Here is a 14,604-nt window from a genome sequence, read left to right on the forward strand (position 1 = left end):
GCATATATTATCCCATAGTCACACGCAAGGGCATCATACAAGGGCTCTGTACCATCACCCCTCTGATCTAAGCGCCAGTCGCTCTATATGCTTCTCTCTCTACAGCTCATCATCCAGCAATTCGAAGTCGAGATCCTCTAACTCGCCTTCATCGGAGAGGAATTCGTAATCCTTATCCTCCTCATCGGCAGTGTCATACACACGTACAACGACCTTGGTCTCAGCGATTAGCTCTACTGCGAATTCACGCTCTACACGAATCACGACACTGTTGCCTGCCGAGGACACCGTCGCTTCCACACAGCTAGGCTCCTGCGTTGCATCCGCAGACACCTCCACTGTAGAAGCCCGGTGCTTCGGATCTACATAAGACAGACCAACCTGCTCTACATACGATACCGTTTCCTTCGCCACATCGGTTTGAGAGTTTTTGTTGTAGGAATACCATATGTTAATATCATAGGTTCCCACAACCTCAATTCCATCGCCGGCGGAGACCGCTTCATACTGGTGGTTGATAATCCATGCCCCCAGAATGCTGGTCGGATTATGTGGCGGAGTCACGGTATGTGTTACGGTAGAGAATTTGCGACCTTTGCCGCAGATCGCTTTGGTAATAATTTCTCTACGATGTTGTTTATGACTCAATGACATTCTTGAACCTCCTCCATACAATCATTCCATACATATGTATGCAGGATGTGGGCGAATGTTGAGTAAATAGATATAGAGAAAATGAGATTATTTATCTGGAAGCACTCCTAGGAAGGAAAAGGAGAAGCGCGATGCTCTGTTGGAGCAGGAGCCTTATCCTTTTTGGCTATCTTCAAAAAACGCTCCAGCTCGCGGTTCAGCTGCAAAATAGCCGAGCGGACCTCGAACTCCTCACGCGAATTTGGCAGCTCCATTTCCTTGAACTTGTTCCCTACCAGTTCGGATAGCTTCTCCGTTCTTCCGGTATAGTGCTCCGTGAGGACATCCTTACTGAGCTGCTCGAACAATTCAGCCATCAGGTCGCCCTGTGGCATATGCTCGTACATCTGCGAGACAAGCTGAAGCATATATTGAATGGATTCCAGCTGCTGCTTTCGCATATAGAAATAGATCTTCCAATCCTCTTTTGGATTAATCACCTGATTCTCCAGGGAACGTCCAGCCTCCGTGATCCCTTTGGCAATCGCCATCTCAGCATCAATAATCTCCTGACCATTCCAGACGAAGCCAGGCTCGCGCAATGTCCGGGAGATATTACTGAAGATGATGGAAAATGTCTCGTCAATATGATGCCGAATCTCCAGCATCGTATTATCCGTACGCGGCATATAGATCAGATTCACAACCATTGCTGAGCCCAGTCCAATAAGCAGAAGGTACAGCTGGGTCAGCAGTGTATGCGTGTCCACGACCCCTTCGCTGAACACCCGGAAGACAACAACCGAGCCTGTTACAATCCCTTCCTTGAAACCAGCCCTTACAATGATCGGGAAGGCAGTCAAAATATATAGCGCCAGCACCCAGTAATGCAGACCAAACAAGAGAAAGAGTACGCTTGCAAACAATAGGCCTACCACTGATGCAAAAAATCGGGCCGAAATAGAGCGGATACTCCTTTTACGGGTTACGTCCACCCCCAATATCGCCAGCAACCCGGCCGAAGTCGCTCCATGTACTCCGAGACCGTCTGCGATGAGGACAGCCATTAGCGCTGCAATCGCTGTCTTAATCACCCGAAAACCCATGCCATTCACATAATCCCTTCTGAAAGTCATTTTGATGCATTTTCATCATACATCATTTTTTTAGAAATAACACATTCGCTATTTTCATGACTATAATCTCATATCAGCATTAGTTCTATGCGTAACGATCACTCAGCCAGTGCTAACAAAAAGAGGACTTCTCAGGATATAGCCTCCTGGAACCCCTCTCTTATGACCAACTTATGCCCTATATTATGGTTCATCATTGTGGCCTGCCCGCCAGCAGCTTGCGCTCCAGATAGGCCACCCCCTGATACATCAACGTAGCCACCACCGAAATAATCAGGAGACTGGACATCACCAGCGTGAAATTGAACACTTGAAAGCCATAAATAATCAAATATCCCAGTCCGCTCTTGGCTGTCAGGAATTCACCTACGATGACACCAACCCATGCCATACCCACATTCACCTTGAGCGAAGAGATAATGGTAGGAAAAGAGGCGGGCAGGATGACCTTCGCAAAAATATCGCGTTTGCTCCCCCCAAGTGTCCTGACCACCTTAATGTAATGATCATTGACTTCCCGAAAGCTGTTGTACACGACAAGCGTTGTAACGATGACCGTGATGGACAATGTCGTCATCAGAATAGCCATGAAGCCTGCTCCAAACATAACTATAAATATTGGACCGAGAGCCACCTTGGGCATGCTGTTAAATACAACCATGTACGGGTCCAGCACTCTGGAGAGGAAAGGTGACCACCAAATGAGCACTGCCAGCAGCGTCCCGAGTAGTGTTCCCAGCAAGAAGCCCGCGATGGTCTCCCCAACAGTCACGCCCAGATGACCCCAGAGCTCGCCGCTGAGTGCATCACCGACAATCTGAAGCACCACCTTGGTGGGGTAGCTGAACAGCAGTACATCAATCCAACGCAGTCGAGCTGCGATCTCCCATAGGGCAAGGGATGCAAATAATATTACGAGTTGCACGGACAGCACACGTCGGGTTAACTGTCGACTACGTCTCAGATGCTCCCGGTGCAGAGTCTTCAGCCAGGATGAATCCCGCTTCACAACGGATTTCTCCATATCTGTCACTCCCTTCCGCCCGAGTCTTCCAGCTCGGCCCAGATTTCGTGGAACAACTCGTTAAAGCCCGGCTGCTCCCTGGCATAAAACGGTTGTGTATCGCGAATCTGCACCGGTACCCGGAACATGCGTCGAAGATGACCAGGATTTCGGCCCAATACAATGACACGATCACTGACTGCGATCGCCTCCGCCAGATCATGCGTGACCAGAATCGCTGTCTTGCCCCGTTCACGGAGCGTCTCGGCAATCAAATCCTCCAGCTGCAGCTTCGTCTGATAATCCAGAGCCGAGAACGGCTCATCCAGGAGCAGAAGGCTGGGGTTGGTCGCAAGTGTTCGGACCAGTGCCACGCGCTGCCTCATCCCACCGGACAGCTGCGATGGGTACAGCTGCTCTGTACCACCTAGTCCCATGCCCCGCAGCAGGAGCTGTGCCCGTTCCTTCGCTTCCTCGTCCACACGGCCATTCAATTCGAAGCCCAGCAGCGCATTATCAAGAATCGTCCGCCAAGGAAATAAATAGTCCTGCTGCAGCATATACCCAACCATGCTGCTAGGGCCCTCCACCGCCTTGCCGCGGAGCAGGACCTCCCCCGTAGTTGGCTGCAGCAGACCCGCAATCATGGATAGTATAGTCGTCTTGCCACATCCGCTGGGGCCTACAAGACTGATGAATTCGCCGGCAGCGACCGATAGATTCAAGTCCTCTACCGCCAGAGAGGCCTCACGATCCGTCACATATACATGGGTCACATGTCTGAGCTCTACCATTCGGTTCAAGGCAGGTCGCCCCCTTTCAGCGATGATTTATTCGGTCGAAGCAGCTTGCAGCGCATGACTGTTGTCTACAATCTCGGTAAGTGGTACCCGACGCTGAAGCTCTCCAGCCCCGTCCAGCACATCCAGCAGATTATTCCACTCTGCTTCGTCGATTTCCGGGCTAACGGCGTATGTCCCCTGCTCCTTGTACCGTTTGACACTGCTGACCACAATTGCTTTGTCGGTATCCTTGAAGAATGGCAGGATCGCTTCGGCAATCTCCTCTGCTGTATGCGTGTCTACCCACAGCTGGGCTTTGTGTACTGCGTTCGTAAATTTCTGAATGGCCGCTGGATGTTTCTTCATATAACTCTGTTTAGCCATGTAGACCGTATACGGTAATTGTCCACTCTCTTCTCCAAAGGAAGCAACCACCTTGCCTCGGCCCTCCTGTTCAAAGATCGAAGCCTGTGGCTCGAACAGCTGCACATAATCGCCAGTGCCTGAAGCGAACGCCGAAGCAATATTGGCAAAATCTATGTTCTGAATCAGTTCCATATCCTGATGGGGATCAATCCCCTGCTTACGCAATGTAAATTCTCCCGCCATTTGCGGCATGCCGCCTTTGCGTTGACCTAAAAACTTGGACCCTACCAGGGAGTTCCAATCGAAGGATCCTTCAGCATGTCGCGCGAACAGGAAGGTCCCATCCGTCTGCGTTAGTTGTGCAAAGTTCATGACAGGGTCCTCTGTCCCCTGCTGCGCTACATATATAGAGGTCTCTGCTCCGATTAGCGCAATATCCGATTGATTGGATAATAGAGCCGTCATGGATTTATCCCCTCCGGGAATCGTCGTAAGCTCTACATTCAGTCCCTCTTCTTCAAAAAAGCCCTGACTCAGTGCCACATACTGCGGTGCATAGAATATTGTCCGCGCAACCTCGCCTAGTTGTATCTCGATCCCTTGCTGCTTTGGCACGCAGCCACCGAGCAATAGCCCGCACAGCACTGCTGCCATTCCCGTCTTGATCCAGCCGGCTGTTCTCATCCCCATTCCTCCCAATTCACCTTCGATCTTTCTACATAACTATGCAGATGTTTCAGGAATGGTTAATCGCAGACACCACACTACATCCACCTTTCTACAATGCACACCGCACTTAATACATACACTACACTATCCATTCATGCACATATCCCGACAGGGATTATCATGAATGCTTAAGTTACAAACTGTGCAACAATGTCTCCTTCTACTGGGGCAAGCTTCGCACAGCGATAACGACAAAAAAGCCCTCCTCGGGAGGGCCTTTCGTATTATTAGGTCAGCCAGAAACTTCTGGTTGGCCTATTTTTGTAGGTAGAATAAGATGGCGGTAGCCGGGAGAACGCAGGGCCTTTTGGGGAGAGTTACCCCGTCACAAAAACTGTTCTCCTACTATCTCCAATGACCATGTTTGAGCTGGTAGGGGCAATAGACCCCGCATCACAAGCGAAGCTATGGGTTTGGAACCATCGTAGGAGTGCCGGCAAATACGATTTAGGAGGTTGTTATGGAGCCTGTAGTGGGAGTAGATGTAGCAAAGGGATTCAGCGTGGTACAAGCATTTTTAAAGCGGAATGAGTCTTGGAGGAAGGCGATAAGCATCTCCCACGAGAAAAGTGGGTTGGAGCAATTGGGTCGGCTTCTATCCGAGTTGCAAGCACAGACTGCAGTCGCCAGTGGTTATTCTGGAAGCAACCGGTCACTATCATCGTGGACTTGTCGCCTACTTGAAACGCAGTGGATGGACATATTTCATCGTCAATCCCTTACAGGCTAAGCGGGCGAAGGGTACTCGGTTAAGAAAGGTGAAGACGGATGCGGCAGATGCTTGGCATTTAGCCGAGATGTATTACCGGGGAGATGTCACCCCGCACCGGACGTGGGAAGAGGGCTATACGGAACTTCAGCATGTGACGAGGCAGCATGAGTTTGTAACGGGGATGTTTGTACAAGCAAAATTAAATATGAGGGCCTTGCTGGATCAGGTTTTCCCGGAATATGAGAAGGTTTTTAGTAACCTGTTCTCGGCGACATCTCTACACGTGCTTACTCGTTGCTTGGAAGACCAAGCAGAGGATCTTCATGGAGTCATCCAAAAAAACGCAGGAAAATCACATTCTAAGAAGTGGGCAGAGGCGAAGACAGAACACCTCAAGGAAGTATTGTCCCGATGGAGTGAGGAGCCGAGGAGCCCTACACAAACCTCGGTTTTAAGCAGTATAGTAAGCTTAGTTCTAGCATTCACAGAACAATTGAGTGTACTGGAGAAGCAAATGGATGAGCTGGCAACGGTTCTTCCAGAGGTTGAACTCATGAAGAGTATACCGGGAATCGGAGATAAGTTGGCAGCCGCTATTGTCGCAGAAATCGGAGATGTTCGGCAGTTTAAAGAAGCCAAACAACTGGTGGCTTTTGCAGGGTTAGACCCCGGCATATTCAGCTCCGGAAAATTCACAGCGACTAGCTCCCGAATAACCAAACGAGGCTCCAAGAGGCTTCGTAGAGCGTTATATTTAGCCGTACAGTGTGGGATTCGCGGAAGTACTAATCTAAGAATTCGGGAGTATTACGAGAAAAAAAGAAAAGAGGGCAAGCCGTACAAGGTGGTCGTGATCGCCTGCGCCAACAAGCTACTACATCACGTGTACGCCATCCTCAGCAAACAGCAGCCCTTCAAACCTTGACCCATAATTATCCAGAACCTTCACGCCAATGAGGGTTCTTTGTTGTGCTCAAAAATAGTATACCAAGAAGAACGTGAATCACCAATACAAAATCCTTGACAAGTATTAGCTGGTTTTTGTGCTACATGCAGCCATGACAAGCGGTGTTATCCCATAGTTGCTAACAAGCTTAATGGGATCGCAGCAGCATACATTCGTTATCGTTAAGAACGATTTCGGTCTGATCAATTTCATTTCGACTAGAGCTTATAAATCTCAGTATACTTCTGCTCCAGATAATCAGCCAGATAATCCGGATTCAACTCCTCACCTGTAATAGCTTCGATCAATTCGGAAGGCGTGCGGCTCTTGCCGTACACATAAATTTTGTCCGTCAGCCACTCCTTGATGGGCAGCAGCTCACCACGCGCGATATATTGATCGAATTCTGGCATTTCCTTACGCAGCGTCGCCAAAATTTGTGCGGCATACATATTTCCTAAAGAATACGAGGCAAAATATCCAAAATCACCGCCAGACCAATGTACGTCCTGTAGCACTCCCTGACTGTTGCTTGGAGGTGTGAGCCCCAGATACGCTTTGTACTTCTCATTCCATACTTCTGGTAGCTTACTGACCTCAAGACCTTCGTTGAACAGCATCTTCTCGATCTCATAACGGATAATAATATGAAGATTGTAGGTCAATTCATCAGCTTCAATCCGGATCAAGGAATTCTCCACCCGATTCACTGCCAGATAGAACTGCTCCATCGTCACGTCCTTCAATTGCTCTGGGAAATGCTTCTGCAGATCGTTATAGTAACGCTGCCAGAATGGTTTGCTTCGGCCAATCATGTTTTCCCAAAGACGGGACTGCGATTCGTGAATCCCCATCGAGGTTCCTTCAGCCAGCAGCGTACCTGCCAGCTCCTGCGAGATATTTTGCTCATACAGCGCATGCCCTCCTTCATGGAGAGAACTGAAGATCGCACTGAGGACATCATTCGGCATGTAGTGAGTCGTGATGCGAACATCCCCGGGATTCAGTCCAGTAGCAAAAGGATGTACACTCTCATCAAGTCGTCCCGCTTCGAAGTCGTAGCCCATTTCCTTGAGCAGGAACAGTCCGAATGCTTCTTGCTGCTTGACATCATAGTCCTTATGTAAGAAATCGTGTGTCGGCTGGTACGGAGATGCCTGAATACGCTCCAATAGAGGTACCAGTCTTTTCTTAAGCCTTCCGAACACATCGTCCAGCTTCGCAACCGTCAGCTCAGGCTCGTACATATCCAGCAGCGTATCATAACGAGTATCCTTCACGCCCCAGTATTCAATAAATTCCTGCTTGAAGGCTACAATCTTCGTAAGGTAAGGCTCAAAGCCAGCAAAGTCGTTATTAGCCTTCGCTTCTTCCCAATAGCTCTCGGATTGCGCAGCGAGAATGCTGTACTCCTTGATCTTGTCCGCCGGAACGGAACGATTACGCTCATATTCTGTGCGGCATTCTTCAATCAGTCGTCGATCTGTATCGCTAAGATCTGCCATGATTCCTGGATCCGCAAAATACTCCAGCAGCTCGCCCATCTGTGGCGACACCTGCAGCTTGAAGCATTCTGTAGTGAGCATTCCGATCGTCTGCGAGCGGATATCGACTCCTTTGCGGGGAGCTCCCGTTCTTAGATCCCAATGCATGAGTCCGATTGCCTCCACATAGCTTTTAATCTTGCGAACCAGTTCCTTCAGCTCTTCGAGCCGCTCAGCTGGTGCTTGTGCCATGCTATCCACCTCATTTCATTTTTTTGCTTACTACTTGATGATACTTCTATAGTTACGTATAATCAAATTCAATTCCGCTTCAAAAGCTAAATTTTGAAATAAGTAATTCACCGCTTTAAGATCACTTGTAAACGTAGGAGGAATGAACGTGAATCAGATCCAGCAAATACTAGAACATAACAAAGCCTTCGTGGAAAAAAAAGAATACGAGAGCTTCAAGACTGGCAAATTCCCCAACAAAAAAATGGTGTTAATCACTTGTATGGACACCCGTTTGGTAGAGTTACTGCATAGTGCTATGAATTTTCGTAACGGAGACGTTAAAGTCATCAAGAATGCCGGAGCGATCATCTCTCAACCCTTCGGAAGTGTCATGCGGAGCGTGCTGGTAGCCATCTATGAGCTGGGCGCCGATGAAGTCGTTGTCGTCGGACATCACGAATGCGGCATGGCTGCCTTGAACTCAGATGTCATGATTGGACACATGCTGGAGCGCGGAATATCACAAGAGGTCCTAAGTACGCTAGAAAATTCAGGTATCAAGCTTAAGAAATGGCTACGTGGCTTCGAAAATGTCACAGAAGGCGTGACAAGCACTGTGGGAGTCATCAAGAACCATCCGTTACTACCTGCGGAAGTGCCCGTGCATGGCATGATTATTCACCCAGAGACAGGTGAGCTTACCTTAGTAGTAGACGGTTATGAGCAGGAAAAAGCATAAGTTCCCTCTATACTTGAGAGACCGATTTCAGGAAACATATGGAATCGGTCTCTTTATGTTACATGAGCAATTCAGAGCACAAGTTGTCAAACCATACAGTTTCAGTGTACACTTTTATATAAGCCTTTTGCATAAATCCAATTCATGTTTTTCAAGAACAATATTTATGCACTTCAATATTTTGCGTATATATATTGTGCTTGATGGCGCTGTAATGGGTTGAGCAAAATGCTGAAATAAGTGGCTGCTCGTATGCAGCAGACCGCTCAGCCGCCGATTCAAATGTACAACATGTTCGCAAATTGGATGAAGGAGACTATTCAATATGAATTTGCTATCCTATGGTTTATTAGGATTGCTCGCTAGACGGGAATCCTCGGGCTACGATCTGATGCTGGAGATTCAGCCTTTTTGGCAAGCCAAGCACAGTCAGATCTACCCGTTGCTATCACGTATGGAGAAGAACGGACTTCTGTCCTCCCGTTGGATTCAGCAATCGGACAAACCCGACAAGAAAATGTATTCCATTACAGACAAAGGTATTCATACTTTGCAGCAATGGACTCAAGAGTCTGCAGCCCCACCCGTTACGAGGGATGAGCTGAGTCTTCGCCTATTCTGTCTATGGCTTGCTGATCAGGGCAGCGCCGTCCGTATGCTGGAAGAACGCAAACGGCATTTTACAGGACGCATTCAATATTTCGAAAAGATTCTGGAGAACATCCCGACAGATAATTTGCATTTCGGCAGCCCTTCCTTCGGCGATTTCATTCTGGTGCAGAAGGGTCTCTTGAATGCCAAGGCTGGTCTGGAATGGTGCCAGATGGTGCTTCGCATGCTCGCTACGGGTGATGTAAGAGCTGATAACAATCCGTTCTTGACGCTCAACAGCTAGTAACTTAATCGGAATTTGGACCTGATTACTCCCGAGCTAATCTGCCATTCAGAACTGTTTCAGGGCACATTAGTGCTCTACGGTTAAAAAAGAGGCATTGAATTACTCGTTCGTATTGCACGCATAAAATTATCATTTTTTTAATAATTATTTTTGAAACCCTTCTCCAGCTGATTCGTATAACATGTGTAAGCGGCTGAGTAAGATGATTAATTTAAATTAAATGGAGGTATTCGATATTAATGAAAGCATTCTCACTTAAAAAATTCACCATGATTATGATGGCCTTCACCTTAATCTTTGCCTTGGCTGCGCCTTCCACGGCAGATGCTAGACGAGGCGGCTTCAAATCCGGAGTCAAGAGCTACCAGCAGACACCTAACAAAGCCAACAACAGCAGTAACGTCAACAAGAGCGACAGCGGCACGAACAACACGAATGGCGCTGCTTCCAACACGGCAAACCGTACTACAGGTGGTGGCATGTTCGGTGGTGGCGGACTCATGAAGGGCCTGATGATCGGCGGTATTGCAGGCTTGCTGTTTGGCGGACTGTTCGCTGGTATGGGTGGACTGGGTGAGATCCTGGGTCTTGCAGTGAACCTGCTCGTTATTTATCTGATTGTGGTAGCTGCATTCGCACTGTATCGCAACTTCAAAAATCGCCGCAAAGTCAATGATTCTCACCAAGGACGTTGATAAACTATGGTTATAAGCATGGATGAAATTATAAACGCGGTCTGCCTTCATATGGCTGAACGCAAGCAAGTAAGCCCGACCGATATTTCGGTCGAACTTAGCTGGGATGAGGACACAGGCTACACTGCTGAAGTATGGGTTCATGGCAGAAGTCAGTATCTGGTCGAGTCCAACATTACTGAAGCTATCCTGAGATACGTGCATACCGAATATCAGATTCGGGCCTATCGTGAGGATTTGACGCTGCATCTGGATGAAGAGATCACAGCTCATATTCGCACGTAGTCTGAACACCGAATAGATATACGCTAATAGCAAAGGGGATTCCCGCTGGTTCCATGAACCGGGGAATCCCCTTTTTGCACATAAGCTAAAATCAGACCCATCTTTTCTGCATCGCTGAATTTGATTGTCTCTAATGTCCAAAATTCAAATGGCACTAGTGATGAACGTTATCCAATCTCACGTTTCGAATCAACTGCAGTGCGGACAGCCCGGACAGCAGCTCATCGACCGATTGCTTCACATCGTTGTGCCCAGTCGCAATTCGTAGCTCAGGGTGAGTGGGTACCTCATAGGGTGCGCTGACTCCTGTAAAATTCGGAATATCTCCACTTCGTGCCTTCCGATACATTCCCTTAGGATCACGACTTTCGCAAATATCAAGGTCACAATCCACATACACCTCGCAGAACGGAATGGGACCGATGATCTCTCTGGCCTGGTGACGATCTACTTCGTAGGGTGAAATCAGAGCACAGATGGTGACTACTCCCGCATTCGCTAGTAGACGTGCGACTTCGGCTGTCCTTCGAATATTCTCTGCTCGTGCCTCGGCAGTATACCCCAGATCACGATTAAGGCCTTGGCGCAATACATCCCCATCCAAGAGGGCCGTTCGAATGCCCTTCTCATGCAGGATATGCTCAAGCTCTGTAGCAAGCGTTGATTTGCCTGCTCCGGGCAGACCCGTTAACCAGATTACAGCTGCTGTATGCTTGTTAAGCTGTTCCTTGTCTCGTCGTAGAAGCGGCGTACGAGCCTGTCTCATGCCTGCTGCACCTCCCTGTCCTCCCGCGGTATCGGTCGACCAGGAATCCGCTCTAGCAGTCCTCCGCCGAATTGCTCACCAATCGGATGCCCCTTCATATGGATATATCCGATGTGACAGCCGCACATCTTCATGCGGCAGCTTCGCTCAGTAGCCAATCCCTCAAGTCCGTTCCGGTAAAGATGGCCGATGACTTGCCGATCCTTGTAGCATCGTTTGACATTCCCATTCCCCTGCACGTAGAAGACCGTCTCTCCTGCTGCACAAGCCTTGCCCTGACTGGGATAATCCTGTACATTCCACCCAAAGTAAGGATCAAGGGCGGTTAATTCCTCAACCTCCGCGGGCGTATAATAGTGTGGGCGGTCTTTGAAGGCATTCACCCACATATAGACCTCCTTCGGAAGCTGGGCACGGAGGGAGCGAATGGCTGGAAACGACTGACGAATCCCCACCGTTCCAACACTGAGTCCAAGCCCACGGCTGTGGATGGCTTGACATTGAGACAGAAAGTGGTCTTCCTGTGTCTGACCTGGATGATAAGTCGCCCAGAATGACATTTTCCCTGGCTGCAATTGCTCCGTCCAGTCCAGCTTCACTGATAGATTCGTCTGAATGGATAACTTCTCGATATGAGGCATATGGGATAAACGTACCAGAGCCTCGCGATACCAGGAATGAATCAACGCCTCGCCATAGGGATTAAAAAAGATCGACAGCGTATGCCCCTGCTCCTGCTGTGCTTCAACCCAGTCTACAAATTCCGCCAGCTGTCTGCGATCAAGCATTAGTGTCTCCCGCGAATCCTTCGTCTTGCTGAAGGGACAATATGGACAAGTATAATTACAAGAGGATAGTGTCCCTCGAAAATATAAAGTCGCCCTCATGCGTGTACATATCCTTCCATTCGGTTACGAACATCGGATGAAATCAACCAATCCCCAATGGCATCCGAGTAGCCCATGCCCTCCTCTGTCAGCCGAAGAACGTCCTCTTCAATATATGCAACTCCTGTACCGACCAGCATCGACAGCTCTGGTACGTGAACGAAGGGTTCTGCGCCAAAGCGCTCACTATAGGCTGCAAGCTCCAGCCCCTCTGCATGGAGAAGTGCCTTCAGGATGAAACGACGCTGCCGCTCCTCTTCATTCAAGATGAAGCCGTAGTCCACGGCGTCATGTCGCTTGGCTGCCACATAATCTGCAAGAATATGCCGTGTTGCTGCAATGCTCGTACCGTATCTGGAAGCGTAATGAACGCCCTGAGTATACGAGCGTGCGCCGCAGCCCAGACCTACCATTCCTTCCTCCTGACAGCTGTAGGGAAGCAGTGATTTCGTGGTACCTGCACCCTCACGTGCAAAGCGTCGCATGGAGAACTGCTTATAGCCAGCCTGCAGAAGCCCTTGACTCGCGGCCTTGTATAGCTCAAGGCGAATATCCTTCTCTAGACCTGTCTGTCCAGGCTTGAGAATGGTATTCTCACGAATATATAGTGGGTAAATAAAAATTTCACCGGGATTGTACGACAGAGCCTGTTCCAGCGAATACAGCCACGACTCTACCGTCTGCCCAGGTAGTCCATAGATCAGGTCTACATTTAGTAGCGGGAAACGATACTCTTGTAGCATATCCAATGCCTGTCGGACCAGAGCGGGCTTTTGCGGTCGATGAATGGCTATGCTCTCCTCTTCTACAAAGCTCTGAATGCCCATGCTGATTCGATCGGTACGGTGCTTCTTCAGCACCTCCAGCCGATCGGGAGTAACTGTATCTGGTGAGGTCTCCACCGAAATGGAGACTTGTTCCGTATCCAGCCCCATCTCTTGCTTGGCAATATGGAATACCCGCTCCAGCAGCTCCGCTGACAGCAAAGTAGGTGTTCCACCACCAATCGCAAAGCGAGAGAACGGACTCCCCTTCACAAATGGAGCCCATTCACGTGCCTGACGCTCAAGCGCATCCACGTACTCCACATGGACATCAGCTCTTCGATCCGGGAGCGTGAAGAGATTGCAGAAGCCGCATCTCGCACCGCAAAACGGGATATGCATGTACAAAAAATAGCTCTCCAGCTTCTCCTTACTCCATAGGGTGGATAATGGAATCGGTGGATTAATCTCATGATATGCCGTTTTATGTGGATAAGAGTATAAATAAGAACGATAGGGGGCCTCCCGTAGTCCTGCCTCCCATTCGATCCAGTGCTGCGGCCAATCTGCTCTGTTCATTCGCTGTGGCCTCTTACTCTGATGTGTAGAGCCGCCACGATTCATGGACAGAGCCGGTTCCTCGGGCACGGTACTCATTAATGCTCCCTCCTCTCATTTATGCTCCATCAGGACATCAAGCCCCTGTTCATACTTCAATCTGCTGTCTGCTGCACGATATTTCTCATCACAGGAAGAATTCGCGATATGGCACATTCCAGACGACCTCGTGTGCTAGCCGATGCCCTTCATAGCCATCCTCTCCGTAGGCCGTTCCATGATCCGAGAACACCATGCAGAAGGTCTTGGAACGTCTGCGCATCGCCTCGAACAGTGGCCCCAATTGCTCATCCACATATCGAAGCCCCGCTCTCTGGGTCTCGATGGAATCCTTCTTCGCACCCGGTACAAAATAATGATTGGGGTCATGCAGAGCCGACACATTCAAAAACATAAATAGCCGCTGCGCAGGATCAGCATCAGCTAGAAGCTTTAGCGCATGATTTACTTGATGCTCCGTGGATCTCGGGTTCGTTACACCGAAGGTCATCCGCCAGTAGCTTTCCATAAAGTATGATGGCAGTACCTTGGCCAGCTTGTTCTTTTTGGTGAAGAAGATGACACCACCTATACAAATGGTCCGATACCCTTCCTGCTGTAATCCTGTTACCAAGTCAGGGGCATCAAACAACCAGCTATGGGGGTGCGTGGGCAGTCCTGTATTTTTCGTATGAAACAGCCTTACATGTGAGGCTTTGTCGGTGTTCGCTGGCGTCGGTAGAAATCCACCGAAGAAGGCATGGTGAGCCGCATAGGTAAAGCTTCCTGGTGTATGTCTCTTCTCCCATGGGCCGTCCGCACACAGGTTTGGACAATGCTCCTCCTCCAGCTTGGCTACATCATAACGCAGCGTATCCAGTGTAATCATCAGGATGTCATGGGTACCTACAATCTCATTCATATCTGGCATTCGGCACCCTCCTTGTC

General features: G+C 49.1%; 14 protein-coding genes and 1 pseudogene. 5 read left to right on the plus strand and 10 right to left on the minus strand.

Annotated features, from left to right (window positions below; translation table 11 throughout):
- Window positions 1–99: 99 nt before the first annotated feature.
- From MKX74_RS15055 to MKX74_RS15075, 5 genes are all read right to left on the minus strand, one after another.
- Window positions 100–654 (minus strand): outer spore coat protein CotE, encoded by a 555-nt coding sequence (locus MKX74_RS15055; RefSeq protein WP_018884207.1) that lies wholly within the window; start codon window positions 652–654, stop codon window positions 100–102.
- 107 nt (window positions 655–761) lie between these two features.
- Window positions 762–1,739 (minus strand): aromatic acid exporter family protein, encoded by a 978-nt coding sequence (locus MKX74_RS15060; RefSeq protein WP_025680093.1) that lies wholly within the window; start codon window positions 1,737–1,739, stop codon window positions 762–764.
- Between the two features lie 223 nt (window positions 1,740–1,962).
- Window positions 1,963–2,793, minus strand: coding sequence for an ABC transporter permease (locus MKX74_RS15065; RefSeq protein ID WP_018884205.1), 831 nt, complete (start codon window positions 2,791–2,793; stop codon window positions 1,963–1,965).
- Window positions 2,794–2,798: 5 nt separating this feature from the next.
- Entirely contained in the window at window positions 2,799–3,566 is a 768-nt protein-coding gene (locus MKX74_RS15070) for an ABC transporter ATP-binding protein (RefSeq protein ID WP_341180584.1), read from the minus strand.
- Window positions 3,567–3,602: 36 nt separating this feature from the next.
- On the minus strand, window positions 3,603–4,604 hold the full coding sequence (locus MKX74_RS15075) for an ABC transporter substrate-binding protein (protein WP_341178992.1): 1,002 nt from the start codon (window positions 4,602–4,604) through the stop codon (window positions 3,603–3,605).
- 505 nt (window positions 4,605–5,109) lie between these two features.
- Here MKX74_RS15075 and MKX74_RS15080 point away from each other — a divergent pair.
- Window positions 5,110–6,286, plus strand: a pseudogene (locus MKX74_RS15080) (IS110 family transposase).
- A gap of 239 nt (window positions 6,287–6,525) precedes the next feature.
- On the opposite strand, the gene MKX74_RS15085 reads toward MKX74_RS15080, so the two are convergent.
- Window positions 6,526–8,043 carry a carboxypeptidase M32 gene (locus MKX74_RS15085; protein WP_341178994.1) on the minus strand — a complete coding sequence of 506 codons (1,518 nt, stop codon included), beginning with the start codon at window positions 8,041–8,043 and terminating at the stop codon, window positions 6,526–6,528.
- Window positions 8,044–8,191: 148 nt separating this feature from the next.
- On the opposite strand from MKX74_RS15085, the gene MKX74_RS15090 reads away from it, so the two are divergent.
- The 4 genes from MKX74_RS15090 to MKX74_RS15105 all read left to right on the plus strand — a co-directional run bounded on the left by MKX74_RS15090 (window position 8,192) and on the right by MKX74_RS15105 (window position 10,642).
- On the plus strand, window positions 8,192–8,764 hold the full coding sequence (locus tag MKX74_RS15090; protein WP_018884201.1) for a beta-class carbonic anhydrase: 573 nt from the start codon (window positions 8,192–8,194) through the stop codon (window positions 8,762–8,764).
- Between the two features lie 325 nt (window positions 8,765–9,089).
- Window positions 9,090–9,659, plus strand: coding sequence for a PadR family transcriptional regulator (locus MKX74_RS15095; protein ID WP_018884200.1), 570 nt, complete (start codon window positions 9,090–9,092; stop codon window positions 9,657–9,659).
- A 242-nt stretch (window positions 9,660–9,901) separates the two neighbouring features.
- Window positions 9,902–10,357 carry a hypothetical protein gene (locus tag MKX74_RS15100; RefSeq protein ID WP_018884199.1) on the plus strand — a complete coding sequence of 152 codons (456 nt, stop codon included), beginning with the start codon at window positions 9,902–9,904 and terminating at the stop codon, window positions 10,355–10,357.
- Window positions 10,358–10,363: 6 nt separating this feature from the next.
- Window positions 10,364–10,642 (plus strand): YxcD family protein, encoded by a 279-nt coding sequence (locus MKX74_RS15105; RefSeq protein WP_018884198.1) that lies wholly within the window; start codon window positions 10,364–10,366, stop codon window positions 10,640–10,642.
- Between the two features lie 154 nt (window positions 10,643–10,796).
- On the opposite strand, the gene cysC is transcribed toward MKX74_RS15105, so the two are convergent.
- The 4 genes from cysC to MKX74_RS15125 form a co-directional block, all read right to left on the minus strand.
- Window positions 10,797–11,408 carry an adenylyl-sulfate kinase gene (gene cysC / locus MKX74_RS15110; RefSeq protein WP_341178995.1) on the minus strand — a complete coding sequence of 204 codons (612 nt, stop codon included), beginning with the start codon at window positions 11,406–11,408 and terminating at the stop codon, window positions 10,797–10,799.
- Complete coding sequence (locus MKX74_RS15115) at window positions 11,405–12,295, minus strand: STM4011 family radical SAM protein (protein WP_341178996.1); 891 nt, start codon at window positions 12,293–12,295, stop codon at window positions 11,405–11,407. Before MKX74_RS15115 ends, cysC begins: the two co-directional genes overlap by 4 nt.
- Window positions 12,292–13,638, minus strand: coding sequence for an STM4012 family radical SAM protein (locus MKX74_RS15120; protein WP_341180585.1), 1,347 nt, complete (start codon window positions 13,636–13,638; stop codon window positions 12,292–12,294). Before MKX74_RS15120 ends, MKX74_RS15115 begins: the two co-directional genes overlap by 4 nt.
- Before the next feature lie 166 nt (window positions 13,639–13,804).
- Window positions 13,805–14,587 (minus strand): STM4013/SEN3800 family hydrolase, encoded by a 783-nt coding sequence (locus MKX74_RS15125; RefSeq protein ID WP_341178997.1) that lies wholly within the window; start codon window positions 14,585–14,587, stop codon window positions 13,805–13,807.
- Between the last annotated feature and the right edge of the window lie 17 nt (window positions 14,588–14,604).

Origin of the sequence: Paenibacillus sp. FSL K6-1230, from assembly GCF_038002385.1 — a bacterium.
Taxonomy (GTDB): Bacteria; Bacillota; Bacilli; order Paenibacillales; family Paenibacillaceae; genus Paenibacillus; species Paenibacillus massiliensis.